The sequence below is a fragment of the Paenibacillus sp. WC2504 genome, assembly GCF_052682475.1.
The window spans coordinates 3,882,794-3,909,685 of sequence record NZ_JBQZFH010000001.1 but is presented as its reverse complement, the minus strand read 5'-3'; the positions used below and the strand labels follow the sequence as shown (position 1 = coordinate 3,909,685).

The 26,892-nt window shown below is 46.1% G+C and carries 20 protein-coding genes; all 20 read right to left on the bottom strand.

Annotation, left to right across the window (positions count from 1 at the left end):
- Nucleotides 1-93: 93 nt before the first annotated feature.
- The 20 genes from ACUN27_RS17435 to ACUN27_RS17340 all read right to left on the bottom strand — a co-directional run bounded on the left by ACUN27_RS17435 (nt 94) and on the right by ACUN27_RS17340 (nt 26,542).
- Complete coding sequence (locus ACUN27_RS17435) at nt 94-1,086, bottom strand: Gfo/Idh/MocA family protein (RefSeq protein WP_326059726.1); 993 nt, start codon at nt 1,084-1,086, stop codon at nt 94-96.
- 48 nt (nt 1,087-1,134) lie between these two features.
- Complete coding sequence (locus ACUN27_RS17430) at nt 1,135-2,211, bottom strand: lactonase family protein (protein ID WP_326059727.1); 1,077 nt, start codon at nt 2,209-2,211, stop codon at nt 1,135-1,137.
- A 25-nt stretch (nt 2,212-2,236) separates the two neighbouring features.
- A complete protein-coding gene (locus ACUN27_RS17425; RefSeq protein WP_326059728.1) occupies nt 2,237-3,058 on the bottom strand; it encodes an SDR family NAD(P)-dependent oxidoreductase in 822 nt (273 codons plus the stop codon).
- A 50-nt stretch (nt 3,059-3,108) separates the two neighbouring features.
- A complete protein-coding gene (locus tag ACUN27_RS17420) occupies nt 3,109-4,635 on the bottom strand; it encodes an extracellular solute-binding protein (RefSeq protein WP_315950614.1) in 1,527 nt (508 codons plus the stop codon).
- 25 nt (nt 4,636-4,660) lie between these two features.
- Entirely contained in the window at nt 4,661-5,542 is an 882-nt protein-coding gene (locus ACUN27_RS17415; RefSeq protein ID WP_315950615.1) for a carbohydrate ABC transporter permease, read from the bottom strand.
- Nucleotides 5,542-6,444, bottom strand: coding sequence for an ABC transporter permease (locus ACUN27_RS17410; RefSeq protein ID WP_326060303.1), 903 nt, complete (start codon nt 6,442-6,444; stop codon nt 5,542-5,544). Before ACUN27_RS17410 ends, ACUN27_RS17415 begins: the two co-directional genes overlap by 1 nt.
- A gap of 350 nt (nt 6,445-6,794) precedes the next feature.
- Nucleotides 6,795-9,134 carry a helix-turn-helix domain-containing protein gene (locus ACUN27_RS17405; RefSeq protein ID WP_445559288.1) on the bottom strand — a complete coding sequence of 780 codons (2,340 nt, stop codon included), beginning with the start codon at nt 9,132-9,134 and terminating at the stop codon, nt 6,795-6,797.
- A gap of 14 nt (nt 9,135-9,148) precedes the next feature.
- On the bottom strand, nt 9,149-9,544 hold the full coding sequence (locus tag ACUN27_RS17400; protein WP_315950617.1) for a Rieske (2Fe-2S) protein: 396 nt from the start codon (nt 9,542-9,544) through the stop codon (nt 9,149-9,151).
- A gap of 17 nt (nt 9,545-9,561) precedes the next feature.
- Nucleotides 9,562-10,620, bottom strand: coding sequence for an amidohydrolase family protein (locus ACUN27_RS17395; protein ID WP_326059732.1), 1,059 nt, complete (start codon nt 10,618-10,620; stop codon nt 9,562-9,564).
- A 91-nt stretch (nt 10,621-10,711) separates the two neighbouring features.
- Nucleotides 10,712-13,363: a hypothetical protein gene (locus ACUN27_RS17390; RefSeq protein ID WP_326059734.1), complete on the bottom strand. Its 2,652-nt coding sequence runs from the start codon at nt 13,361-13,363 to the stop codon at nt 10,712-10,714.
- 40 nt (nt 13,364-13,403) lie between these two features.
- Nucleotides 13,404-14,234: a carbohydrate ABC transporter permease gene (locus ACUN27_RS17385; RefSeq protein ID WP_326059736.1), complete on the bottom strand. Its 831-nt coding sequence runs from the start codon at nt 14,232-14,234 to the stop codon at nt 13,404-13,406.
- Nucleotides 14,235-14,252: 18 nt separating this feature from the next.
- Nucleotides 14,253-15,194: a carbohydrate ABC transporter permease gene (locus ACUN27_RS17380; protein WP_315950622.1), complete on the bottom strand. Its 942-nt coding sequence runs from the start codon at nt 15,192-15,194 to the stop codon at nt 14,253-14,255.
- A gap of 22 nt (nt 15,195-15,216) precedes the next feature.
- Nucleotides 15,217-16,596, bottom strand: coding sequence for an ABC transporter substrate-binding protein (locus tag ACUN27_RS17375; RefSeq protein WP_315950623.1), 1,380 nt, complete (start codon nt 16,594-16,596; stop codon nt 15,217-15,219).
- Nucleotides 16,597-16,837: 241 nt separating this feature from the next.
- Nucleotides 16,838-18,436, bottom strand: coding sequence for a response regulator (locus ACUN27_RS17370; RefSeq protein ID WP_315950624.1), 1,599 nt, complete (start codon nt 18,434-18,436; stop codon nt 16,838-16,840).
- The gene (locus tag ACUN27_RS17365) at nt 18,433-20,283 is read right to left on the bottom strand and encodes a sensor histidine kinase (protein WP_445559287.1); all 1,851 of its coding nucleotides are present in this window, start codon (nt 20,281-20,283) and stop codon (nt 18,433-18,435) included. The genes ACUN27_RS17370 and ACUN27_RS17365 overlap by 4 nt, the downstream gene beginning before the upstream one ends.
- A gap of 10 nt (nt 20,284-20,293) precedes the next feature.
- Nucleotides 20,294-21,676, bottom strand: coding sequence for an ABC transporter substrate-binding protein (locus ACUN27_RS17360; protein ID WP_315950626.1), 1,383 nt, complete (start codon nt 21,674-21,676; stop codon nt 20,294-20,296).
- Nucleotides 21,677-21,720: 44 nt separating this feature from the next.
- Nucleotides 21,721-22,953 (bottom strand): mandelate racemase/muconate lactonizing enzyme family protein, encoded by a 1,233-nt coding sequence (locus ACUN27_RS17355; protein ID WP_326059745.1) that lies wholly within the window; start codon nt 22,951-22,953, stop codon nt 21,721-21,723.
- A 162-nt stretch (nt 22,954-23,115) separates the two neighbouring features.
- Nucleotides 23,116-24,879 carry a glycoside hydrolase family 2 protein gene (locus ACUN27_RS17350; RefSeq protein WP_326059748.1) on the bottom strand — a complete coding sequence of 588 codons (1,764 nt, stop codon included), beginning with the start codon at nt 24,877-24,879 and terminating at the stop codon, nt 23,116-23,118.
- 284 nt (nt 24,880-25,163) lie between these two features.
- Nucleotides 25,164-25,511, bottom strand: coding sequence for a YrdB family protein (locus tag ACUN27_RS17345; protein WP_315950629.1), 348 nt, complete (start codon nt 25,509-25,511; stop codon nt 25,164-25,166).
- A 209-nt stretch (nt 25,512-25,720) separates the two neighbouring features.
- Nucleotides 25,721-26,542, bottom strand: coding sequence for an SDR family oxidoreductase (locus ACUN27_RS17340; protein ID WP_315950630.1), 822 nt, complete (start codon nt 26,540-26,542; stop codon nt 25,721-25,723).
- Nucleotides 26,543-26,892: the final 350 nt, after the last annotated feature.

Sequence of the window (26,892 nt, the reverse complement as noted above, 5' to 3'; positions counted from 1 at the left end):
CAAAGCGGAAGTGTTACGCCGTCAAAATATTTAGAGTGCCATTCCTCGGTCTCAAAGCGAAAAACCCGCCGGAGCGGGTTCTCATTCCTTCAATCATTTGTTTTGCGATAAAGATTGAGTATGCACCAATAGTTTTACCGTAAGAATGGTATCCTCCATGTTAGGCTCTGGAACCGTCTGCTTCTGGAGACTGTCTATAAATTCATACAGCTGTTGCTCAAAACCGTAATAGGAATAATTACTTAAGTTGCCGTGATTCAGATTCCACATCAGTGTGTCTCCGCCATCCGCCAACTTGGCAAATTGGAAGCCATCCCGCTTGGGGGCAGGACGGTTGTACGCAACATGCCGGATATTGTCTACAATGACGTTCGTACCGACTCCGGTGATTTCCACCCGCTCCATCGGATATTCAATCTTTTGCAGGGATCCCGATTGGATGACACCAATAGCACCGGACTCCGCGACAAATGAAATATTGAATCCGATTTTGTGCGCGTCGAGCTTGATTTGATCGACATGCAGCGATCTTATCTCGCCCAGCAGAAATCTAGCCAAATCAAGATGATGGCTCACATGATTGAACAGGAACAGCTCATGCGACGCGCTGTCCGAGCCTTGGAATTTGGACAGAAACATCGTAATCCTGCCAAATTCCTCCCTTTGGATGATTTCCTTCGCCATCATATATGCAGTAGTAAACCGTTTGTTATAGCGTGACACCACATATTTCCCCGTACGCCGCTGCAGCTCAAGGAGCCGTTCCGCCTGCTCGATCGAAAAACAAGCCGGCCTTTCCATAAACACATGAACATTAGCTTGCAGGCATTCCTCAGCAATACGGAAATGAGCGTATTCATCGTCCGTGAAGCAAATAACGGCATCCAGCAGCTCCTGCTCCAGCATTTCCCGGTAATCCGTATATGCTTTCGGAACCCGGTACCGGTTCGTAAACCGGGTCAGCTCCCCTTCATTTTCATGAGAGGCAGCGATTAAGTTGAATGGAATCCTCTTCAGGCAATCGTATACAAAATGATACATCAAGCTTCCGCATCCGATTATAGCTATTTTTACTAATGAGTCCATGCATAGGTCCTCTCAATCTTCTTGGATCAACGGCAGTTTCATACCTAATTAAAGCAGCGAAATCATCTTGATACATACCGGCATCGGCACCTTGATGCTGTATCCGGTAGGACGCAGCGTACCGGTCTGACGGTTCAGCCTAAAAGCGACGATGTTGTCCGTATCCTGGTGCGCCGCATACAAGTAGCGACCCGTCGGGTCGATGATGAAACTTCGAGGCGCTCTGCCTAGAGTCGGCTCATGGCCTACAAGCTGGAGCTTACCCGTATTAGGCTCAACCGTATAAATGACAATGCTGTTATGCCCGCGGTTCGAGCCGTAGACAAAGGTTCCGTCCGGATGGACATGAACATCGGCGCAGAAGCTCGGTCCGGCATACCCTTCCGGCAGCGTGGCATGCGTTTCCTTAAGATGAAGGATGCCTTGGTCCGAGTCATAATCATAGTTCATCAGCGTATTGCCTAGCTCATTGATTACATAAACCCAACGTTCATTGGGATGAAAGACAGCATGACGAGGCCCCGAACCCGCTGCTACAGTCATCGACGGGACGGCTGATGGAAGCAGCTTCCCGCGTTCCGCATCCAGCCGATAAACCCGCAGCTGGTCGGCTCCGTATTCAGCGGCAACTGCATATCGGCCGGCTGGATCAAGCGTGACCGAATGAACGCGAGGTCCCTGCTGCCGCGTCGGATGGACGCTGGAGCCGGAATGACGGATGAAATCCGTCATCGCTCCAAGACTGCCGTCCGCTTGGATCGGCAGAACACACACGCTGCCGTCGCCGAAATTACCGGCAAGCACGAATTTGCCCGTCCCGTCTACAAGCAAGTGAACGGGCTTAGAACCCCCAGAGGGCTGACTGTTCATAAACGTCAGCCGTCCCTTGAGGGGATCAATGGAGAAGGAGCTGATCAGACCCTCGCCTTCAATTGTATTGGCTGCATAAAGATACCGTTTCGATGGATGGATCGCCAAGTAAGTAGGATTTATTCCAGCCGCAGCCGAACTCAAATATTCCAGTTCACCAGTAGACGGATTCATGCTATAGACATATATCCCTTCACTGCTGCTGCCGTCAGTTTGCGTGCCGATATAAGCAAAAATCGCTGCGTGCTTATTCATAAATATTCTCCCTATTTATGCTTATTTATTTGGAGCCGGCAAGGCCAAGACCTTCCTCAAGCGGCTCAGAAACACTATCCGCCAGCTGAGCGGTCAAGCCGCCATCTACGACTAGAGCATGGCCAGTGACGAAGGAGGAATCGTCCGATGCCAGGAACAGTGCGGCCAGACCGGCTTCGCGCATCGTTCCCGGCCGCCCCAGCAGGTAGACTGCTTGTTGCCGGCGAACCTCCTCCGGATATTTTTCCAGGAAATCGATCTTCCCTTCCGTCACAATCCGACCCGGACAAATTGAATTGACCCGAATGCCGTACTTCCCGTAATCGACCGCCATCTGGCGCGTCAGATTAATGATCGCTGCCTTTGCAGCGTCATAGGAGGAGTGCCTTCTTCCCCCTAGCAGCCCGTGGACCGAAGCGGTATTAATGATGGAACCGCCTCCTGCATTTATCATACCGGGTAGCGCGTATTTGCTGCCCAGAAATACAGCTTTTACCGAAGAGGCGAATACCCTGTCCCAATCCGCTTCCTCTTGCTCTAATATGGAATTGGTGTGCCCTCTGTAGGCGTTGTTCATCAAAATATCTAATTTGCCGAATTTCTCATATGCAAAATTAATCAGCCGCTTTAGTTCTTCACCTTTGAATACGTCCGCCTGAACATAAACGGCCGAACCACCGTTCGCATTGATGCCATCGACAACCTTCTGCCCTAAACCTTCACGTCCGCCATCGTCATTGACAATGACATGTGCTCCTTCTTCAGCGAACACCTCCGCGCTCGCTCTTCCGATGCCAGATGACGAGCCTGTGATAACAGCTACCTTGCCCTGTAATCTTGTACCCATATTGATAAGCCTCCTTAAAATTTAGAATGAATAAACCGAAGAGATTTCTCTTATTTTTTCGCAGTTTTTTCCTTGTACAAGTCATTGAGCTCCTTTAAGTGCTTCTGATACGAGGGGTCGTCTTTAAAATTTTGGACAAATTTATCAAAATCTTCAAAGCTGTTTTTGCCTATTATGACATTTGTTATCATATCGTTGATTTTTTTATTCCAATCCGCACTTTTCTCCAAGGCCGTCGGAGTGACAAGCCCAAGCGCCGGGTTCGGGACGGACACGGTTGAAATAGTGTCAACCAATTTGTGGTTGTAGGCCTTCGTTTCCGGCGTCATTCCCGGCAAATCCGCTTTTACGTATTTATCATAGTAGCTCGATACCCATTGCGCCGAAGTATCGAAAGCATAGCCCTTCTTTTTACCCTCGTCTGTCTGGGTGATGTCCCCTGCTTCGTTCTCGTTGTAATCGACGCCTTTAATACCGTAAGCAACCAAATTGTACGTTTCTCTCGTGGCCGTATAGTTGTAAACTTCGAGAATTTTTTTCATTTTTTGTTCGCTAACCTTTTTATTGATCATGAAAATACCGAACGAACCCGGTGCCGCTTCCATATAAACCTTACCGTCTGGCGCTGCTGGGAACAAATAAGGCTTGATAATCGCGTTCGGATTGACCTTCTTTAAGTCATCGGAATACAAATGGCCGTCATACACGTTACTAAAACCCATACCGACTTTGCCTTGAGTCATAAAATCGCGGGTTTGGCTCGTTTGCAGCAAAGGAAGATCCGGCACCATAATGCCCGCTTTGTTCACTTTGTTCCAAAAGGCCATCGCATCCTTGATTTTGGGATTGAAGAAGCTAGGCTGCACCTGGCCGTTTTCATCCACATAATGCTGCAGACCCGCGCCAAACATCGATAAGAAATAATTAGATAACGTTGGTGTGCCTTGACCGACAAATCCGTACGTATCGTTTTTGCCGTTACCATCAGGATCATTCTTTGTAAAGGCTTCCATAACCTGATAAAACTCATCCATCGTCGTTGGCGCTTTCAATCCTAGTTTATCTAGCCAATCCTGGCGGATGAGCAGCGACTGATGCCCGTCAATGGGGCGAACACGCGGAATCCCCATGGTTTTCCCTTTAAAGGAGACATTTTTATAAATTTGCTCCGGATATGCTGCCAAATTAGGATAATCCTTGATATACGGCGTTAAGTCCCAGAATGCTCCTTGGTTTGCCGCGTTGGCAAATGCCTGCGTATTGATGTCCCAAACCAGGCTCACATCGGGTAGATCACCCGAGGCCAGCATGACGTTCAATTTGTCCTGATAATTATTGGCCGGAACGTAGGTCACATTGATTTTGACATTAAATTTCTCGTTGATTTGCTTCAAACTGTCCAGATCATTACCGGGAGCCGAGTTGTAGGTTGTGGTCAGTATATTGATCTCCGTAGGTTCCTGATTGCCCGCAGCACCGCCCGACGAATTGTTCGCTCCTTGCGGAGAGCTACAGCCAGCAAGCAGAACAACCGCCGATGCGGCTCCAAGGTACATTCTTTTTAACCATCTATTCATCTGTATGACCTCCTTAAAATTGAACTTAACCCTTCACAGAACCGACCATCATGCCTTTGGCAAAATATTTTTGCAAGAACGGATAAACGATAATAATCGGTAAGGAAGCCACAACAACTGCCGACATTTTGATCGTCTCCGGTGGCAGCATCTGATCGCTCTGCAGCATTTGCGCAACAGACGGATCGCCTACCTGTGTTGATGCTTGAATGAGCAGCACTTGCAATACGACCTGCATTGGGCGAAGCGTATCTTTGTTAATGTACAGCACCGCATTGAAATAAGTATTCCAATAAGCCACGGCGAAAAATAAGCCGAAAGCGACAAGCGCCGTTACAGAAACAGGCAGCATAATCCGGAAAAATACGCCGATGTCCGTACATCCGTCCATTTTGGCTGACTCTTCCAGCTCCTCAGGAATTTCCTGGTAAAAGCTTTTCATCAGAATGACATACCAGGCGCTGCTCAGCACCGGAAGAATAAGCGACCATATGGTATTGACCAGCCCCAACTCCTTGACCAGCAAATAGTTCGGAATCATCCCCGGATTGAACAACATGGTGAACAAAATACCAATCATGAACACCCGCTTCAGTCTGAACTTTTTGCGAGATAGGGTATACGCAAGTCCGCTTGTCAATATGAGACTGCAGGCCGTACCGACAATTGCCAGAATTGCGCTTACGCTAAGTGAGTTCAAAAAGGTCCGTGTTGACAGAATGAACTCATACGAAGCCAAGCTCCAATGTTTGGGAAAGATGACAATGGGACTGGTCTGATACTCGACAGGATCGGTAAACGAAACGAGAATAACATAAAGAAACGGCAGCAAGGTCGATAACCCAATCAGTCCAAGAATCGCATAATTAAAAAAATCAAACACACGCGAGCCCCAACGCAGTTTCATCAGTACACGCCCTCCTCTCCCAGCTTCTTAGCCGCTCGATCTGCCAATAGAACAAGAATCAAGCCAACCACCGATTTGAAAATGCCGACAGCGGTCGCAAAGCTGAATCGGCCGTTTTGAATCCCTACCCGGTACGCGTAAGTATCGAAGACATCGGCAACCTCTGTCACGGCCGAGCTGGACATCAAGTAAATATGCTCGAATCCGATATCCAGCACCTGGCCCAAACGGAGAATTAATAAGATAATCACGGTTCCTTTTATGCCCGGAATCGTCACATGCAGCATTTGCTTCCATCGGTTCGCACCGTCAATCTTTGCCGCTTCATATAGCTCGGGATTAATGCTGGCTAAAGCCGCCAAAAATATAATGGTTCCCCAACCGGTTTCTTTCCAAATCGTCTGGGCAGTCAACATGCCCCAAAAGGTTTCGGGATTCGTTAAAAAATTGATGGCCTGCCCTCCCGATTCGACGACCAGCTTATTGATAATTCCACTGCCGCTTAAGGTCAGAAAACAGATCCCCACGATAACGACCCAAGATAAAAAATGAGGCAAATAAATAGAGGTTTGCACCCATTTTTTAAAGGTCGCGTTTTTCAGCTCGTTCAGGAGCAAAGCAATAATGATAGGCATTGGAAAAAATAAGATGATATTTAGGAAGCTGATCGCTAAAGTATTGCGGAATAGCAGCCAAAAATCGGGATTGGCAAAAAAACTTTGGAAATGCTTGAATCCGACCCACTCGCTTTTGAACAAACCTAGGTAAGGAGAGTACTCGGTAAAGGCAAGTGACAGCCCCCATAACGGGATGTACTTGAAAATAAGGAAATACAACAGTCCCGGCAGCGCGAGAACATACAGATACTTTTCTTGCTTCCATGTCGGCTTCCAACTTTTCAGCCAGTTTAGAAAGCGGTTACTTGCCTGTTTCGTCTGCAGTGGCCTCTTTAAATCTTCGGCGGATACCGCGCTTCTAGGTTGATCTGGCAATACGCTCATCCTTTCTATACAATTTTGATTGTCACCTAGCCATCCATTGCTCCATGCTTACTGAATTTCCATGCCGGCAAACTGTATTCTAGGGATGGTTCCAGTAATTCTCAATAAGCCATTTGTGCATGCTCATTCTGTGACAGCCCGACCCCGCGTCACAAAACGAGTACTCGCTCTACTTAAGCAAAAACCCCCTATGCAGCGGGAGTTTATCTGATCTCCAGCTGCATAGAGGGTCGTTCAACACGGCAGCTTGGCTACCCGCGTTCCTCACGGAATTGTCCGGGAGTGATCCCTTCCATCTTTTTAAAAACACGGATAAAGTTCTGCGTATGGAGATAACCTACCTTCTCAGAAATGTCAGCGACGGGAATATCGGTTTCACAAAGCAGCTCTTTGGCCTTCTCAATCCGGATCTGTGTTAAATAATCGCTAAAGGCAACCTGTTTGAATTTTTTGAACAGCTTGCTGAGATGGGTTCGGCTGACGCCGAAATTACGCGCGCACTGATCCTGGGAAATATCTTGATGGTAATGATCGTGGATAAAAGCGGTCACTTTGTCGATAATTTGCCCGTGCTCTACAATCGTTTTATTTCGTACGAACTGCACAATTGGTGTTATCAAATGCTGGAGAAACCATCGGTTTAAATCATCCATGTTTTGAAATTTACGTAAGTAGTCGTAGGGTTCTTCCCCTTTAAATAAAGTGTTGGGTTCGATGCCGAGCAAATACATGGTGCGTATCGTCGTACCCAGGAGCTGCGTGTACGACATTTGAATCACCTTGGCAACATGGGTCGCACCGATGACATATTTCGAAAACTCATAAAGCATCCGTTCCGCTTCCTGAAGATCTCCCTGCTTCAAAGACTCCTCATAATGCCGCTCCAGCTCAATGGGGTAACGGTAACCTTCATTCGACTTGAGGAAGTCGTTATCCGGAGCAATCACTTGCTCTCCACCAACGACAAGACGTGAAGTAAGAGCCGAAAGCGCTTGCCGATACGCAAACGGAAGATTGCCGATCTCGCTCGTTCCTCCGCCGAGCCCTGCCGTTACCGGCAGCCGTAAATAATTGGCTAGTATATTTCGGAGCTCCTCAACAAATGCCCTCACAGAATTCTCCCATACCTCTAATGTTTCATACACGGTTTGATGATCCGCTTCCGCATGATGCCAGAGCAGTACAGCCATCTGATCGTTTAAACAATTGACAGTAACCCCAAGAAACGACCGTACATTCGTTTGCACCATATCCATAATGATATTTTTCATAGCAAAAATAACTAGATCACGATCTTGCTCATAAAATTTCGCAATATCAGGACCGCTTCTGTCATAAGCCATAATAAAAACCGCAAATCGGGTTTGGTGGGGAATCCCGTACCGCACGAACAACTGTTCCAACTCGCTTTGCGTGTAATGCAAATAGTGCCCGTGCAGCATCTGTAAGACAAACGATTCCCGCAGCATAGGCAGTTGAATAGATAGTTGGTGCTGCAACTGCCTCGTTTCATGCTTTAAAGCCTGCCAGCTTTGTTTCATATAACCCATTTCGTCTTCTCCCTCATTATTGCCACCGGATGCCTCCCGGTTCAGGTAATTCATAAGATTGGCAATGGGACGGTAAATCCATTGCGTTCCGAGAAGCGTGAGAACAAACGCCAATAGAAGTACGACAGCCAAGACTATGGCTGTGATGACACCGATTCCCGCCGATTTGGCATTTAATTCTTGAGTCGGGATCAGATCGATATACTGCCAACCGGTATAGGGAGATGTTAACGTCGTAACCAGATAATCACGGTTGTTCCAATTATAATTGAGCTTATGATCGGATATATTTCTATGACGAATCGTTTGGAGCAGTTCGCTAGGAAGCGTAAAAGTGGAAGAAGCGGCAACGGTTTTTCCTTCTTGGTCGACAATCACTGTCATCTGACCCGGATACACGGTCGAGCGTTGAAGAGAATCCTGAAACAACTTCTGATCAATACGGACCAGCATTAGCCCGATTGGATTAGGCGCTTGAAGAGGCAGTTTGCATATAAAGGTAACGCCACTAGCTTCATCGTTCTCCCGGATGCGAAAAACGGTGTTGGTCCACTCTAGCTCCTTCGGAGAAACCATCGCATCGTTTAGCCTGTTGTGGTCGTACACCGGGGCAACCTTAAATAAACCGTAAGAGGAAGAAAGCAGATAGTTGTCTTTAATGTACATGGATATATCAAGAATTTGCTTATGATTATACTGAAAAGTTGAAAAAAACTGCGAAACCTGCAAGTTAAGTTCAAATTCATTGCCCTTAACGCCCCGCTGTAAAGCTTCATTTGCAAATAGAGGATGAAATAACATCTGCAAGGTGCTATCTTGCATGTTTTGTAAATCCCGGTCAATCGTGGCCGAAGTATTCTCCAGCAGTTGAACATGGGCGCGGTTGACTTCGTTCTGCAGAGTCGAAGTGGAGAAGAGATAACTGCTGATGCCTACAAGTATAGTCGGCAGGATAGAGGCAGCCAAGGTCAGCATCATCATGCGATGAAGCAATGCTGCCCGGCTGCTGAATATTCGCCTCCTGGTGAGGTTGAATCTCATGTTCCTCCTCCTTTTTAGGCATACAGAACAACATGCTCCTCTTCAACAGACACCGGGAAGGTTTCGAGACTTTCCTCCAGCGGCTCTACAGCCACATCATATTTTTTGACCAAACATTGATGAGGATTAAATAGTGATTTCCCCGTGGTGACATCAAACTCCCACCCATGCCAAGGACAGGCCAATATTTCGCCTTCCCTGCCATATCGGTGGCTGCCAGGCATCGACGGCAGCGTCGTCCCCGTCAATCTGCCCACACACAAAGGTGCTCCCTGATGCGGACAGCTGTTGCGCAAGGCGTAATACTCCCCGTTTGCGTTAAATACGCCAATCGACCTTCCGCCAACTTGAACGATTTTTCGTTCTCCCGGCATCAATTCGGTCGCTTTACATACTACGAATCGCTCCATGATCGGCAGCCTCCTGTTTAAAGGTTGTAAAACTCCTTCGCGTTCTCATAAAAGATTCGCTGATGAAGCTCGGCCGGAAGCTTCGGAAACGCTCTTCTCGGCGAGTCGAAGTCCCAATGCGGGTAGTCGCTGGCAAACATTAGAATATGTTCGGCATCCATCGCTTCCAACATCGTTAACAAATATTTGTCGTCATCCGGTCGCTCGATTGGTTGACTCGTAATGCGCACGTGGTCTTGTAAAAATTCGCTCGGCCGCTTTTCAAGCCAAGGCACTTCATAGCGGAGTCCCTTGTATTCCGCATCCAGCCGCCACATTAATGGGGCAAGCCAGGATACGCCTCCTTCGACAAGCGCGATTTTGAATTTAGGAAACTTCACGAAAACCCCTTCGGTCAAGAAACTGACCAGATGCGCCTGGAAGGCAAGCGACAAGCACGTATGAAATTCAATGTAGCGGGTAGGATGGCCCGGCGTTGGCTGATGGTTAATGCCCATTCCATCCGTACCGGGATGAATTGCCAACGGAAAGCCATATTTTTCACAGGCTTCATAGATCGGATGATACTGCTTCTGACCAAAGGGCGCCCTTGCCCCGGAATCAGTCATCACCTGTACGAAATGAGGATGGCCAGCCCATCGCTCAATCTCTTTAGCCGCTCCGATAGGGTCCTGGGTAGCGATATACAGCGAGCCTTTGAACACGCCGTCATGATTATATTTATCCAGCCATGTATCGGCAAGCCAATCGTTATAGGCAGCGGCTACTGCGGAAGCCATATCGGGGTCCGGCAGGTTGTTCAACATCGCGCGGGGCAGCAAAATCGCGTAATCGATTCCGTACTCGTCGATCAACTGCTCCCGTAAAAAGTCGGGATCGGTTCCCGCCCCTCCACCGTTTGGCGGCTTGGCATCCACACGGTTTCCCTGAATGTTGCCGTAGGCTCGCGTCAACGGACGATACCAGTCCCTCCATGGTTGTGGTAAATACTTATTCAGCTCTTCCCGAGATTTAGGGTACACATGAACATCGCAGTCAATAATGCCGTTTTTTCCCGTCGTTTGCTTTGAACTCACCTGAATCCCTCCCATTATGCGTTAAAGTAGTGCATGGATTGTGATGAAAAGCTTCGCAGCACCTTCCTGCTGCGAAGCTTGGAGATATGAATTAACGGCTTTGGACGAAATAATACGGCTGATTCGAGATGTCCTCGTTCAAGCCGGGATATAGCCGGGCTCCGCTGTCGCTTTCAACAACCTCAAAGAAGTAGAGAATGCCGAAAGGCGACTTGGTGTAAGCTGCCGGAATTTCGGCAACAAAGCTCGCACCGTCCCGACTCATTTCTGTGACAACATAATGCTCGCTTTGGTTGGCATGCCGATAATGCAGCACCACTTTCAGGCCATCGGAAGCACCCGGCAGGTCGAGCTGTACACCAAGCTTGTCGCCTTTGGTAAAATGAGACGGCGCCTCATGTACGAATAGCTGCCTGCGGTCAACAGGAGAAGCGGTCAGCACTTTCATGGCAGCCAGCAGCTTTCCGGTATCTACCGTCCGACTGGCATCTGTCCGAGCTGTCTGCAGTTGGCGTTCCATAGCCTGAATATCCGCTTCGATAGCAGACAGCCGGTCCGCCCAGTGTCCTCTAACCGCTCCAGAATTGCCAAATGCTATATCCGCCTTATATTTATCCTGCGAAATGGCAATGACCTTGACCCAATGCTCTCTGGCCAGTTTATAAAAATCCAACGCCCGTTCCAGTTGAGCCGTGTCCCCTGTTCGCTCGGACAAAGCGTAGCTTAACGCTGCCCGGAATTTGTTCGCGAAGAACTGGCCGATATGGATCAGCATGCGGGTATCCGTAACAAACCGCTGAAAATTCGGAGCTTGTGAATCTACGGCCAGCTCTACAGCTTTGGACAAATATTGAGCGGCCGTTGTCGCCATGGACTCCAGTCGATCCGCTGTTTCAAGCGGAGAATACTTCCCATGACGGAAACCTTGAATAATATCGTCGGCAAAATCGTCGATTCGATAAAATAAGGCAGTATCCAGCGGACTAGCTGCACCGAACGTTCCCGGTTTTGGCGTATCGAAGCCAAACGGCGACGGCAGGTCCGGATCGGCAATCGGCTGGTTGGTATGCATTTCTGGCCAATAAACGAAGTTCGCAGCGGACGGACAATAGGCTGCGGTAACCAGAGGCAGGATGCGGCTCGCGAACGCAAGCGCCGATTCATAGCTGTCTGCCGCCTCGCCGAATTCGTAGCGCAAATATCTGCGCCATATGTCAGGAGTTGCTTCCGGGTTATAGAGCAGCCGTCCCCACAACCGGTACGTATATTTATACTTCTGCCAATCCCGGTTCGGCAGCTTCAGCTCTTCGGCATGATATGGCTCCCTTCCGCCCTCCGAGCCCGAGCCTTTACGTCCCTTGAACGTCAGCGGCTCGCACAGCTCGATACCTTGCGTTCCACTAAAATGAGCATGCCGTCCGTAGCCAGCAGCTAGCGCGGGGTCCCCCCACATTAAAAGCTTCTGAGTTCCTGGCCACAGCCGGAACAAAATGCCTATTTTGCGATCATCCTGCAAATAATCGGCATACCCGTACCGTGTAAAACGGCGCGACCATGCGGTAATCGCCTGCATATCCATCGTCTGGTTCTTCGGCAGAGAAAATTCGTTATCCCGGATTGCCGCCTGATGATAGCTTGGGCCCATATGCTCCGCCCAATATTTGGGCGAGATAAATATCGGCTGACGGGTGTCAAGCGCAATCTCAATCAACTCGTCATTAATGCCCTTCGCATGCATATCGATTTCGACCCTGCGGCCTATGTCCTTCGTTCCTGCCAGCGCAACGCGCCAAAATTCGTAAGCGGGCTCTGGAATACCGCCTTCATAATGTACGCGGAAAGTCAATCCGTCGATCTCAGTAAACTCGTTCAGCAGCTGGCTGATCGCATCACGACAATAAGGAGCATGATTTTTTTTATCGAGACCGGCAATCGTATAGTCCATATTCGGACTTTCCGTAAACATGTAGGAATGATTCCAAAGTCCAAGCTGAAAATGCATCCCCCGCCGTTTGGTTTCCTGGCCGATGTAATGGAGCGTTTCAAAGTTTAGCCTTCTCTCCTCTTCCGACAGTTCAAGCACTTTCACCTCGTAGCCAGGCACATCAAACAAAAACGGGTATGCAAAGCAAAAATAGTTGTCGTGTACATTCAGATCGTGGCCGTAATCATACCCCATTCCTAAAGACAGGGTGAAGCGGTTAAACCGCTGTGTCGCCAGTTCCGTCAAATAGCCATCCCAGAACGACTTATCGTAAAACCATGGCTTATCTTCCGGTTCGCAAGCGAATAAACGAGTTACGCTCCGAATCTCGTTGGCCGGCTTGTCGATAAGTGTTTTAACATCCAGCAATTCCCCAGTTATGTCACCGGTAGCATGCTGAATTCGATCCGTCAGTTCAAGAAGAGCGTACACAAGCCCGCGTCCATCTGGTGCGGTGAGTACGATTTTCCCTTTTGCGGCAAGAATCGCAAGCGATTCCGCTTCCTCCGGCAAAGCAACGCCAAGCTCACTGCTTACTGCGATGGCAGTCGGGGAATCGTTACCGGAAATAATAATTTGCACCTTGGCGGATTGCTCGGCCTTCTTCTGTTCAAATGCGACAACCACTCCGCGACTTTCCAACGTGTCGATCAAGGTTTGCCTCGCCCATTGGACGGATGGCTCTGAACCTAGCGATGTTTGATGATCCTGTACAATGATGATGTCAGGCAATTTATTCGATTGATTTGTTTGTGACACGGACGATCTCCTCCAATTCGTTATATGCATGGTTAGTTGTTTATCCCTTTAAACCGGCTGTAGCAATTCCTTCAATAAAATATTTTTGCAAGCTCAAAAAGATAACAAAGATCGGCAGCAACGAGAGTACGGATGCCGCCATGATGGCGCCATAATTCGTCTGCTCCTCGGTTTGAAACTGCAGCAGGCCAAGCGGGATGGTGAATTTATCCTTGTTGCTTAAGAAGACCAGCGCATTTTCGTAATTGTTCCACGAACCGACAAACGAAAAAATAACTAGCGTAGAAACGACCGGCATGGATAACGGAAGTATGATTTTTGTAAACGTTTTAAAATGATTGCAGCCGTCCAACTTCGCAGCTTCCATCAATTCATCCGGTATCGTCGTGAAAAACTGCCGAAATAAAAAGGTGCCGAAAGCACTGAAAATACCGGGAAGCATCAACGCCCACAGGCTGTTGTACAAACCCATTAAACGATATAAAACAAATCTTGGAACCAATAGCATCTGGTGCGGAAACATCAGGGTGGCGATATACATGACGAAGGCAGGCTCTCTGCCCTTAAACTTGATTTTCGCAAAAGCATATCCCGCAAGTGCGCTTGTAATCACCTCTCCGACGACACTGACCACGGAAACCTTGACCGAGTTTAAGAAATACGTTTGAAAACGAGCGAACCATACGGTTGTATAGTTATCCCAAATAAACGTTTTAGGTATCCATCGGACCGGGAATTCGAATACTTCCGCAGTTGGCTTGAAGGATGCAGACAGCATCCAGATAAAAGGCATAACGGATAGGAGGGAAAGTAAGAGCATAACTACAGTCAAAACTGTTTTTTGCGTTAATTTAAAAGATCTCGCACTCATCTGGATCCTCCTCTCCCTCTAGTTTACATGCGAGTCTTTATTGGAAAACTTCCACTGCAGCGTCGTAAAAATGAAGACCAAGATGAACAGCACCCATCCGATCGCGTTGGCGTATCCAATCTTGTTGTACGTAAAGGCAGCTTTGTAGATATAGTAAACCAGCACTGAGGTAGAAGTACCTGGCCCTCCCTGCGTCATGACGTTCACCTGGGTGAACACCTGAAACGACCCTATAATGGAGATCACCGTTACGAAGAACAATGTTGGAGAAAGCATTGGAATCGTAATCTGAAAAAATTTGCGCAACGGGCCTGCTCCGTCGATTTCCGCCGATTCGTACAATGTACCGGGGACGCTCTGCAGCCCAGCCAGCAAAATAACGGCGTTGTACCCAACAGCCTGCCAAACGCTCATAATGATAATCGAGATTAGGGCCCACTGGGACGAAGACAGCCAGCCCGGCGGGTGTTCGATCCCAATTGAAATCAGAAACTGATTGATTGGACCGAACGTGGGCATGTACAAAATACTCCACACCACGGAAATCGCAACCATCGAAGCGATATTAGGTAAATAAAATCCTAAACGAACTAAGCTTTTAAAGAAGATTTTATCGTTTAGTACTACTGCAAGAATCAGAGCAAGGAATACAGAACACGGAACCGTAACTGCTGCGTAAACAATGGTGTTTACCAAGGATTTAATGAATACGTCGTCCGTCAACAAATTGATATAATTTTTAAATCCGATAAATTTGATTCCTTTTAAGCCGGATACCAAGTTCCACTCGCAAAAGCTAAAAATCAACGAAAGAATAATCGGAATTAATTTAAAAATCATGTAACCGATTAAATTAAGGGAAAGAAACAGCCAGCCCGCTATATTTTCATGCAGGATATCCTTACGAATCTTCTTTTTGCGTTTAGGTGCTATGAGTGAGTTCTTCTTTGCCAGTTCCATCTAGCATTCCTCCACACATCTCCTATTTCCCTGCTTTTTTGATTAACTCATCGGACTGCTTTTTCAATTTGGCTATGGTCTCCGCCGGGGTTTGATTGCCCATTAAGCAAGAAGTAATTTCCGATTTAACCATATCCATCATTTCGGCTTTTGCCGTGTTAATTGTCGTCAAGTATGGGGTGAGCTTCAGCTTATTCGTAATAAATGTTTTCATGCCTGTAGGCTGATCAAAATGCGGGTAATCAAAAATGATTTTGCCTACCTTTTCATTGACAGAAGCATCCAAGGAGGGAAGATTGGCAGGCGTCATCGCTTTAGATTGAGCGAAAATTTCCGGTGCCTCCAAGCAATAAAACTTGAGGAACGTCCAGGCCGCCTCTTTATTGGGTGCACTTGCTGGTATGCTGAAATCGCTTAAATAGTACACATTGCTCAAGCTGTCTTCTTTTTTCACTTTTGGCAGATTGGCAACGCCGTACTCAAAATTGGTAAAACCATAGGACTCCTGCGAGCTGTACTTGACGATAAATGACGGCTGAATATACATCGCAGCCTTCCCCTGCATAAAAATGGCGTGAGGATTGGTATCGATCTTGAGCGCCTTGTATTCCGAAATCGGCCACGCCGATTTATCCTTCATTTCCATATCATAAAAATATTGCAAGGCGTTCAAGAAGGCAGGATTGTCCCAATTCGATTCCTGTCCGTTATTTTTATAGACATAGTTAAGACCGAGCTGTTGAATAGCGGGAAAAGCCCATTGGCCGGTGTAGTCCGGTAAGAAGCCATAGATTTTATTAGCTCCGCTGCCTGAAGTCAATTTGAGCGCTGCCGCCCTGAGATCGTCCCATGTCCAGTCATCGGTTGGATACGATATCCCGGCTTTATCAAACATGGCTTTATTGTAGTAAAGACCGTAGGTTGCCATACTGTATGGAAGTGCATAATGGTTTCCATTCACTGTTTCCAACTCATTAATGGAATCTCCGAAAATTTGCTTGTAGTCCATTTTGTCTTTTTTCAGGTACTCATCTAACGGCTCGTACATGCCACTTGTAGCCCTGACCCGCATATCGTCAACCGAGGCTTGCGGGATAACGTCGATGGCTTCACCTGAAGTCAGCAGTGAATTCGCCGTAGCCGGATTGGAATCCGCCATTTTCGTATATTTCACTTTGATATTCGGGTATTTCTTCTCAAATGCTTCGAAAAATGGCTTCATGCTATCCTCAACCGTCCAGCTGTAGACATTCAGCACGGTCTGCCCCGGCGCTGCATCGGATGACTTGGCAGCCGTGCCCGCACTTTGACTTTGGCAACCCATTGCTGCAATCGTGCTTCCGATAAGCATTAGAGGTACGAAATAACGCTTTACTCTTCTAAAAGCTGAATTTTTCAACATGCTCACTCCCCTATTCGCAAAGTTATGTGTTCATGTCTTCATTATAGAAAGCCGAAAAGGATGTTAAAATGTGATATCTAAAGGCATCCATTGTTTTATATTACAAATTAAGCCATCCAGTTAAGCAGAATCCGAAGGTACTAACTATGTAAATTTCGAGCATTGTCTTTATTCACGATCCGTTGTTTTATTAACGCATGAGCTGCATTCATTATAAAAAAACAACCCGCATGGGGCTGTTTCACTTCTGAAAATTTCTATATTCTTGAGGCGTTAAACCGGTCACTTTTTTGAAAATTTTACTGAAATAATAGGCATCTGGATAGCCGACTTTCATGCCGATTTCATAAATCTTACTGCTGCTGTTTTTAAGCAAATGCTGAGCTTGCTCAATCCGGACGTGAATGAGAAAATCAATAAAGTTTTCATTCGTTGTTCTTTTGAACAGAGAGCTCAAGTAATTCGGGGAAATGTTATGATGCTGAGAAACTGACTTTAAGGAGATATCCTGATCGTAATGCTTCAACATATATTTCTTGGCGCGGGCTACGATATTTTTCCCGTCGTCGATATGATGCAGCAGCGAAATTACCTTGTCTTTTAGCTCCAGAATCCAGTTTCGATAATCATCCAGTGTACGAAACTGCTCTAAGCTTGCCAAAGGTGCGGTCCTATCCGAATCTTCACCCGTGAATTCCTTCTCCCAAACCGTCACCATAAAAGTCAGTGTCCAGCAGCTGCCACGCAGTGACTCCTCCGATTTGTTAAAGCGGCTGTCATCGATTTTCCTCACAAATTGGTCGAATGCTTCCGTAAGCATCTCCCCATCGAGCACGTGAAAGGCCTTCTCGATTTGTTTAAACTCCTCTTCAAAGCTAACCGTATGGCCGGCATCTAACTGCCGCTGATAATGATGAATGGTGCGCTTCAGCTCCGAAAAGCCTTGATCAAGCGCTGCACTTGCCTGGCGATAAGCCGACTTCAGCTTTCGAAGTCGGCTGCATGACCCGCTGATCCCGATTCGGCATTTGAAGTTAAAACATGTTTTTAATGCGCTCTCTACATGAACGGCTAATTTCTCGGCAGCATATTTCGTTTCAGACTCTGAACCGGCCTTGATAGAATGAATAATGGCAAACTCCATGGAATTGGTTGAGGTGACGTAAGCAGGAGGATAATTTTGCAAAACTTCTTCAATCATATTCGTGACGCCATAGGTTAGCACATACCTGTCGTCTACTCCGTATTTTTCATATAACTCCCTGTTCTCCACTCGAACTAACAAACATACCAGATTCTCAGGATGCAGCTTGATATCCAGATAATTGAATTGCACTTGAACTTCATCTTCATTGAGATAGTAGCTGAACAGCAGGTTTTGGAACAATTTTTCCCGCAACGCAGGTAAATTTCGCCTTTTGTTCCATTCGTCTGCGCGCTCTTCCTTATGCCTGCTTCGTTCGGCTTCAATCTTCCCTTTGACTTTGTTCAGCAGTTCGGCAAACGGCTCCGGTTCCATTTCCAGCTTCAATATGTAGTCCTCGGCACCGATCAGCATCGCTTCTTTTACATAATCGAAGTCGCCGTAGGAGCTTAATACGATAAATTTCGTATCCTTCAACTGCTCACGTAAAGCGGAAATAAGCTCCACTCCGTTTATTAGCGGCATCTTGATATCGGTGATGATAATATCCGGCTTTAATTGCAGGGCTAATTCCATGGCTACTTTGCCATTCTCCGCCTCTGCCACTAAATTAAACCCGTATTTCTCCCAGGGAATCATCGTTTTCAATCCAACTCTGGCCAACGTTTCGTCATCTGCAATCATTACACTGATCATAGGAGTCCTCCTGCCTCGAAATCTGCATCCACAGGAAATCGAATCGTTACAGACGTAAATTGCCCTTTTACACTTTGAATGGTGACGCCGTAAACATCCCCATATGTCAACCTCAGCCGTTCGTCAACGTTCTTAATTCCTATCCCATTGAAGCGTCTACCGTTACCCTTGTCATGTCCCTCACACATGATTTGCTCTACATCCATCCCTACCCCGTCGTCAAAAACGGTTATGACCGCCACATTCCCAGTCAGCTTCAACTGAATACGAATACAGCCGGTACCGCTTTTAGGCTCAATCCCATGGAAAATCGCGTTCTCTATAAACGGCTGTAAAATGAACTTCACGCATTTGACCTGAAGCAGCTTAGGATCGATGTCAAAATCAACTTGAAATTTGTCCGAGTATTTGACCTCTTGGATTTTGATGTAATCCTTGACGATAGCCAGTTCCTCTTCTATCGTAATCATGGCCCCGCTTTTGCTGGTGCTGTTCGCGAGCAGTCGGCCGAGTGCCTCCACCATTTCTTTAATGTTGTCCGCCTTTTGAATCATCGCCATCCAGCGGATGGAATTAAGCGTGTTATATAGAAAATGGGGATTAATTTGAGCTTGCAGCGACTGGTACTCCATATCCTTTTTCTTTGCTTGCTCCTCAACCATCCTGGAGATCAGCTCTTGAATTTTCTCGATCATATAGTTAAAACTCGAGCTTAAGAGGCCAATTTCATCCTTGCCCGTATATTCGGATTTAACGGCCAATCCGTCTTCTTTCACGCTTCGCATGACATATGCCAGCTTCTTGATCGGGTGGACGATACCGGACGCCACAAAATACCAAATAATTCCTGATAATAGGAAACAAATCAATACAATGCCAATCGTAATATTAAAAATAATTTTATTATCTTTCAGAAGCTCGCTGAGAGGAATGCTGTCCGTTAACCACCAACCGTAGCGTTCAATGTGGTAATACACCATTAGCTGCCCGTCCTTGGTAATAAACGAACCGTGGTCTCCCTGCTGCTCTCTCAATTTATCCACGCTTGGAAATAGCTTCAGCAGCATGCTTTTATCGGGATGGTAAACGATTTGCCCGTTATCATCGAGGACCACAAACTTCCCGGCTTTCTTCATATTGCTGTCTTCAAACAAGCTGTCGAACAAATCTCTTCTGATTTTAATGTAAATGACTCCAAGTTTCTCTAATGTGGCGCTATTGCGAAAGGTCTTGATCATGGAAGGACTGTACGTATTCCCTGATCCAGTTGATCCGTCTGACTCTTCGTTCAACGTACCGAATCTAAACTGGGGCTGATCCGTCTGAACCGCTTGCCGATACCAGAGCTTTTCCTTGAACTTCTTGTCGTCCGGATAAATATCGCTTGAAGCTCCGGTAAAAAGAATGATGCCGTTGTCCCCAAAAATCTGGATGGAAGCCACATTGGAAACAGCAAATGCTTGCATAGTAAAATTATTAAGCGATTGCTGCGCGCTTTGCAGATCATAATACCCTTGTATGGAAGGCGATTTGAAACTTGGAGAAAGCACCTTCTGAATATCCGAATTATAGAGAATATAATCAGCGATTTGTTCGAATTGCTTAAACTCCATACCGATGATGTTCTTGTTGTAAGCAAGATTATCCAGAAAAGACTCACTGACTTTGCGCTTCAGCAAGTCAATGGAGAAATAATAGGTGCTTACGCTAATTAAGGTTGTCGGTAATAACATAACTAACATAAACGAGATAAAAATTTTACGATGGATGCTGCTTTTTATCCCTAGCCAATCGATTAATTTCATGCCAATCACCGGATTTCTGCGCAGCAAGGTCTGAGAGCGCATTCATAAAATGCTAATTTTGCTGCTGATTTTTGGAAGCAATCCATGCGTCGGATCTCTGTTTCATATCCTTTAATGCCTCATCTACACTCCATTCTCCGAGGAATGCCTTGGTGACATCTTCGCTGACCACCTGCAATATTTCTTTCTTGGCGACCGTAATGGTTGTCTCCGGAGTCACATATCGCGTATTCGGATCTTCGAACACTTGCTTGGCTTCTCGCTCATCAACCCCGGGCGCACTGTAAATCAACTGATTGACCGATTGGATGACTTGGGGGTCAGAGAGTGCAGCCGCAGGCATCATTCCTTTCGGAGCCACCGTTTCATCGGGACGCGTCAAACAGTAAAATTGAATGAACTCAAACGCCTCCTTCGGATGTTTGCTATTTCTCGGAATACTCATGTCACTAAAGGTGATCGGGGAAACTGTAGGAGCATTAGCGTCAATTCTTGGCATCTGCACGACTCCCATTTGGAAATCATGTCTATATTCAGGAAGACGACTTCTCCAAATATTATAAATAGGCTCAATAAACATCGCGAATTTCCCTTTGAAGAACAAACTCGTCCGATTCGTCCCTATGTCAAGCTTTTGCCCAGGAAATTCGGTGAGTGGCATAATGGATTGATCTCTATTCTGCATATCGATAAATAACTGAAGGCTTTGTTTGTAGCTGGGATGATCAAAATTCGTTTCGTGATCGTTCTTATACATGCCGTTTAAGCCAAGTGTCTGAATGGCTAACGTACTCCAGCCGATGTTTGTGTCCAGCGGATAGATGACGGAGCCATATATTTTATCCGGACCCTCTCCTTTCGTCAGAAGCTTGGCAGTTTTCATAAAATCCTCCCACGTCCAATCCGCTTTAGGGTAAGGGACATGCGCTTCATCGAACAATTGTTTATTATAAAACACGGCAAATTTATTAACCCCATAAGGAACACTGTAATAATGCCCATTGATTTTGGTTAAATCGTTTATAGCTTTGCCGAAGGTCTGTTCATAATCGATATGGTTTTCTTCCAGAAAATCATCGAGAGGCAAATATAAATTATTTTTCACCCTCTCCCTAAGGTCATCCGGACTAAACTGTGCCGTGACATCAATGGATTCGCCGGAAATCAGAAAAGAATTAATTTGGGATGGAATGTTCGAGGTGCTGGGAAACTGATGGAAGATAGCTTCAATATTGGCCTGCGACTTATTAAACGCTTCGAACGCCGGTTTCATTCCCGGCTCTGCTGTCCAGTGCCAAATATCAATTTTAACCTTATGACGAGCAGCCGTCGTTTCTTGCTTATCAGCCAGCTGCTCGTCAGAGGAACATGCGGTTACGAGAAGGAACATTGTCAGAACACTTGCTGCCAGCATCATGACTGGTCTAAGGTTCATGGTCATAAACTCCCTTCCACTTTGAAAAAAAATGGTACGTACGACTATTCTTCATCCTTATACATTCGAATGATTTGATATTTGGAATCGTCAAGCGCCGGCCCCACTCCAGGGTCTTGCGGCACGGTCAAAATCCCGTTTACCGGCTCCGGGGAATAGGTAAAATAACGGTTTCGATCGGGAATGACCTGATATAAATATTCGGTAAACGGAGATAAGATCTCGGACTGCGCTGCGATAATTTGCGATGCTGCCAAAACCATATGACCGTGCGGAACTACGCGAACATTAGGGTAAGAAGTTTCAACCATCTTGCAGATCGCGATCGCTTCGGAGATGCCGCCGCACCATTCCGGATCACATTGAACATAATCCAGCAGTCCTTTATCCAGATATGGCTTCAAGCTCCAACGGGTATAAAGATGCTCCCCGCCCGCCAGTATCGCCGATGGATTCGCTTGTTTGATCCTCATGTATCCTTCAAAGTCATCTGGCGACACTGGCTCTTCGATCCAAACCGGCTGGTAGTTCAGCATTTCCTTGACCATTTCGTTAACCCAAGACAACCTTTGGGTCCTGGTGGATGGATCGTCCAGCTGATCGCTTAACCGGCTTAAGTCATACATCACCTGCGCGTCCTTCGGCAACGATTGGTGAAGCGCTTCCATGATATGAAGATTGTTCTTAACTCCTGCAGCTTCTACCGGTCTGTGCGGAAGGAAGCATTTATGACGCTTGAAACCTTTGTCATACCAAGTGGTCGCCTTCTCCACTGCTTCTTGTGGTGTCTTACTGCCCATGCAACTGACGTAAGCCTCAAGCTCGGTGCGTCCGCCCAGCAGTAGCTGATGCACAGGTTTGCCGCTCGCCTTGCCCCGCAAATCCCATATGGCAATATCGATTGCGCTGAAAGCCGTAATGATTTCCCCTGTTGCGGAATGTCTGGACGTACGGTGCGAACGCCAACTATTGTCGCCGCTTAACGGATCTTTCCCTTGCTCGTACGATGACAGCGAATGTTCCGGATAGACAGCATCCCACAGGGCAGCAAACTCAATTTCGGGATCAAAAATATGACGTTTGGCAAGAAACTTGTTAAACACATGAAGCCGATTTTTGACGGCAAGAAATTGATATTGCCCGTCCAACGGTCCAGCATGCCCCGTTAATCCTCCATAGCAAACAATTTCCACGTACCTTTGCTCATTTTGCAGGTTATGATCGGCTATTTCGATGATTCTGACTTCCTGAATGGTCGTTTCAGCATCCAATGTCATAGGAAAGCGCCTCCGTTTATCCCTAAAATTTTGTTCGTCATTTTGAACCAAGTTTATCAAATTGAACTGTATTGTCAATAGTTAATTGGAATCATCCTTAGGAAATAAAAAAAGAAGCCTGCCAACAAACCGTAGCAGTGCTTCTTCAGGATATTACAACTTCTATTTCAAGTTGATTTTTTTGATTTTCTCCATCTCAATCTTCGGTTCACGCTGAATGGTTAATAACCCATTCACTTCTTGCTGCACATCGGTCAGCTGCGTATAGCAGAAGCCGCTAACATAATCCAAGTTTTTGATAGCCTGGGTAATACTTTCATAACGTGCCAAAAACTCTTCTTCATTTTTGACTTGGTTGCCGTAACCCCAACCTTCCTCGCTCTTGAACGCGATGCCGCCATATTCACTGATAATCACCGGCTGCCCCTTATAGCTATAACCGTTAGCAAAAGGATATCGATGTTTGTCATGCGGAACTTTATTGCTTAGCAGCACTTCTTGATCCTTATACCGAGCTTCGAATACTGCTCCTAGCTCCTCGTAATCATGCAGCGTTATAATATCCGATACGGTGTGCTCCCAACCGTCATTCACAATGACAGGCCGCATTTGGTCATATGATTTAGTCAAATGATAGATCGATTCAGTGAACTGCTGCTGCTTACGGTCCGTAGAGATGCTCGAAACTCCCCACGATTCATTGAACGGAACCCATGTGACAATGCTCGGATGATTATAATGCTGGCGCACAACTTCAATCCATTCCTTCGTGAACCGATGTACCGCATCATCTCCGAACTCATACGTGGATCCGAATTCCGACCATACCAGGAGTCCTTTGCGGTCGGCCCAGTACAAGAACCTAGGATCTTCCAGCTTCTGATGCTTACGAACACCGTTAAATCCGAGGGCCAATGTATTCTCGATATCTTCAATCAGAGCTTCTTCGGATGGCGGTGTAAGATGAGTATCTTCCCAATACCCTTGATCGAGCAACAGACGTTGATAATATGGATGATTATTAAGTAGTACCCGATTGCCCTTAATCTGAATGCGGCGCATGCCGAAATAGGTGTAGACCGTATCGACCGGCTGCCCGTCCTTCTTTAGAACAACTTCCACATCATACAGATTCGGATGATTAGGATGCCAAACGTAGACTTTCCATTCACCTACATCGTTCATGACGCTTAAATCCACCTTCACAAACTTCCTATCTACATTCGTTTCGGTCGAGCGAATCAGCTTGCCATCGTATCGGACTATTGTCTGCAGCGTGACTCCTTCGAAAGATCGAACGGTGCTTCCCAGCTCATATTCGAACGAAACGGACGCTTCCTCCAGCTTCGGTGTGATCTTCGCATGGCTTACATAGTAAGCATCGACATATTCCAGCCATACGGACTGCCAGATCCCTGTCGTCTGCACATACCAGCAGCCATAGTTCTTGTCGGTCCAACGCTGCTTGCCGCGCGGCTGCATCGTACTGTTTCCATCCTCAACCCGGACGGAAATGCGGTTATTACCGCCTGCCTCCACAGCATCCGTAATATCAAAAGTAAATGCGGAATATCCACCCTCATGCGAGCCGATATAAACGCCATTCACCCAGAGCTTAGCTAAATAGTCGACAGCTTGAAAATGAAGCATGATGCGCTTATCTTTCGTCTCTTCCGGAATAGACACGATCCGTTCGTACCATACGCATGGATGGAACTTCTCCTCGCCGATTCCGCTTGCTTTAGTTTCGTATGTAAAAGGAACTTGAATGGTCCGATCTGCGTTGAGATCACTGTTCCAGTTATTCCGTTCTCCTTCGAACGAATCATCAAAGCGGAAGCTCCACTCTCCATTCAACAATTGCCATTCGTCGCGGACCCATAGTGGCCGCGGATAATTTTTAACATACTTATGCGTGCTGGTCATGTTCTGGTTACTCTCCTTTTAATTAACTTAATAATTAACTAAATAATAAATAAAAGAACTATTGGTGTCATTATGATAAATTGCTGGCATATTGTCAACAACAAGTTTATTAGTTAATTAATAAGTTACGAATAAAAGAGTCGAACATATGGTTATTGCTGTTATATTGAACAAGCGTTGAAGAAATTCATTTACAATGACTGTTCAAGTCCTTCAAAATTGCACCGCCAATCAGAGTTGTGATTGCACGATGAACAGCATTTCTTTTTGAGTCATAATCATCGTTACCCATCCTTCTTCTTGTGCAAGAAAATGCTCAGCAGAACCCGATTTCCGATATGAGTCACTGCGTAGATTACGGCGGTAAGAAGATGCTCTGACCAAATTAATCCGTAAGCTGCTGCTCCGACAAGCAAAAACTCGATGAAAACGATTAAGGATATTGGTAGAGAGAACCTGGCTTTTGGAGAAATAAATAGTCCCCATATGATTGCGGCTGCTAATGGAAGCAATAGCATAAGGATGAATCTCGCAAAAGTTCCACCACCAAGATGATACCCCCAGACACCCAAAGAACCGAGAAGAAACAGTTCAAGTAAGAACCGGATAACTAGATTGAATGAAACAAACATGGATATTACTCCTTTATAAATGAATATAACTGCTGTTTCGTTTATTAAAGTTTATTTAAAATTTATCATTTCAAGATCATATAATCCATAAATTCCCATGCGTTGAGGAAAAAAGAGAGCTCCTGTAATCTCTCAAAATTAAAATAAGGATCTTGTCAAATAGACTTTGACAAGATCCTTACTGTTTTAACTAATATTTAAGCTTCGACTCATTTATAGTTCGACGCAATCGTCTCCAGATATTGCTCGATTGGAACCGAGTTACGAAGGGCCATCAAGCCTTTTCCTGCCTCACCAACGATCGTACGGAATTGATTGCTTTCACCGGTTGCTTGAGCAGCAATAGCATCAACAATCGTTTGCGGATCATCCAGTTGATCTTCAGGGGAATTTGCCATCATATGGCTTACTTTATTTTCTAAATCATTATAAGCATCAATGTTCTCGTTTTTATTCCAGATGACGCTATGCACGAAATTATTACCCTTGGAACCGCCTTGCTCAATAAGACGAAGTTCGATGTTCAGCTGTTTGAGCTCGTAATAAAGACCTTCCGTCAAACCTTCCAAAGCAAACTTGGACATGTTGTACAGGGAACCTAGCGGTACTGCCGTGGTTACACCCATGAAAGAACTAATATTAATAAACATCCCGCCGCCTACCGCTCTGAAATGAGGCAAGAATTTACGAATGACGTTAATCGGGCCGCGGACATTCACGGCAAATTGCCAATCGATGGTACTCTCTTCGGCTAATTCCAACGCCCCGTACGATCCCATCCCTGCATTGTTTACAACAACGTCGATTTTCCCGAAGGTTGCTATCGCATCGTTTACAGCCGAGTTGACTTGGTCCACATTCGTAACATCAAGCTTGAAGATTTTAATATTATCGTAGGTTGTAAGCTCGGTTTCCTTCTCAGGCGTACGCATCGTCGCGGCCACATTCCAGCCAAGCTTCGCAAAATGAATCGCCGTTAGTTTTCCCAATCCTGAGCTTGTTCCTGTAATAAAAATAGTTTTCTTATTCATGATTAAATCTCCTCCAAATATTATTTGCACAACTGATTTTTTTCAGTCTTAGATGAGCACTATTCTATCGAACATTCAATCTAGAAATGACAAAGCAATGGGTAGGCCTCACAACCATGCACGCTCTCACTTAGATCGAATGTTCATTCTAATAGTAACGTATGACACTATTGTTGTCAATCCAACAGTGGGTTGCACACACCGGGAATTCTTGTTAATGCCCTTCCCTTATATTCAGCTGATTTAAGTGGTGGTGAAATCAGAAAAACGTTAATTACAGACTACACAGTCTAAAATGATTAATAAATTAGTTTAAAATACTCGTCGTTATGGACACAATACCTTCTAAG

Bases quoted from the DNA above. Each gene is read 5' to 3' on its own strand.
- ACUN27_RS17435 (WP_326059726.1), bottom strand. From the start codon at position 1,086: ATGGACTCATTAGTAAAAATAGCTATAATCGGATGCGGAAGCTTGATG.
- ACUN27_RS17430 (WP_326059727.1), bottom strand. From the start codon at position 2,211: ATGAATAAGCACGCAGCGATTTTTGCTTATATCGGCACGCAAACTGAC.
- ACUN27_RS17425 (WP_326059728.1), bottom strand. From the start codon at position 3,058: ATGGGTACAAGATTACAGGGCAAGGTAGCTGTTATCACAGGCTCGTCA.
- ACUN27_RS17420 (WP_315950614.1), bottom strand. From the start codon at position 4,635: ATGAATAGATGGTTAAAAAGAATGTACCTTGGAGCCGCATCGGCGGTT.
- ACUN27_RS17415 (WP_315950615.1), bottom strand. From the start codon at position 5,542: ATGAAACTGCGTTGGGGCTCGCGTGTGTTTGATTTTTTTAATTATGCG.
- ACUN27_RS17405 (WP_445559288.1), bottom strand. From the start codon at position 9,134: ATGAGATTCAACCTCACCAGGAGGCGAATATTCAGCAGCCGGGCAGCA.
- ACUN27_RS17400 (WP_315950617.1), bottom strand. From the start codon at position 9,544: ATGGAGCGATTCGTAGTATGTAAAGCGACCGAATTGATGCCGGGAGAA.
- ACUN27_RS17385 (WP_326059736.1), bottom strand. From the start codon at position 14,234: ATGAGTGCGAGATCTTTTAAATTAACGCAAAAAACAGTTTTGACTGTA.
- ACUN27_RS17380 (WP_315950622.1), bottom strand. From the start codon at position 15,194: ATGGAACTGGCAAAGAAGAACTCACTCATAGCACCTAAACGCAAAAAG.
- ACUN27_RS17375 (WP_315950623.1), bottom strand. From the start codon at position 16,596: ATGTTGAAAAATTCAGCTTTTAGAAGAGTAAAGCGTTATTTCGTACCT.
- ACUN27_RS17370 (WP_315950624.1), bottom strand. From the start codon at position 18,436: ATGATCAGTGTAATGATTGCAGATGACGAAACGTTGGCCAGAGTTGGA.
- ACUN27_RS17365 (WP_445559287.1), bottom strand. From the start codon at position 20,283: ATGCGCTCTCAGACCTTGCTGCGCAGAAATCCGGTGATTGGCATGAAA.
- ACUN27_RS17360 (WP_315950626.1), bottom strand. From the start codon at position 21,676: ATGAACCTTAGACCAGTCATGATGCTGGCAGCAAGTGTTCTGACAATG.
- ACUN27_RS17355 (WP_326059745.1), bottom strand. From the start codon at position 22,953: ATGACATTGGATGCTGAAACGACCATTCAGGAAGTCAGAATCATCGAA.
- ACUN27_RS17350 (WP_326059748.1), bottom strand. From the start codon at position 24,879: ATGACCAGCACGCATAAGTATGTTAAAAATTATCCGCGGCCACTATGG.
- ACUN27_RS17345 (WP_315950629.1), bottom strand. From the start codon at position 25,511: ATGTTTGTTTCATTCAATCTAGTTATCCGGTTCTTACTTGAACTGTTT.
- ACUN27_RS17340 (WP_315950630.1), bottom strand. From the start codon at position 26,542: ATGAATAAGAAAACTATTTTTATTACAGGAACAAGCTCAGGATTGGGA.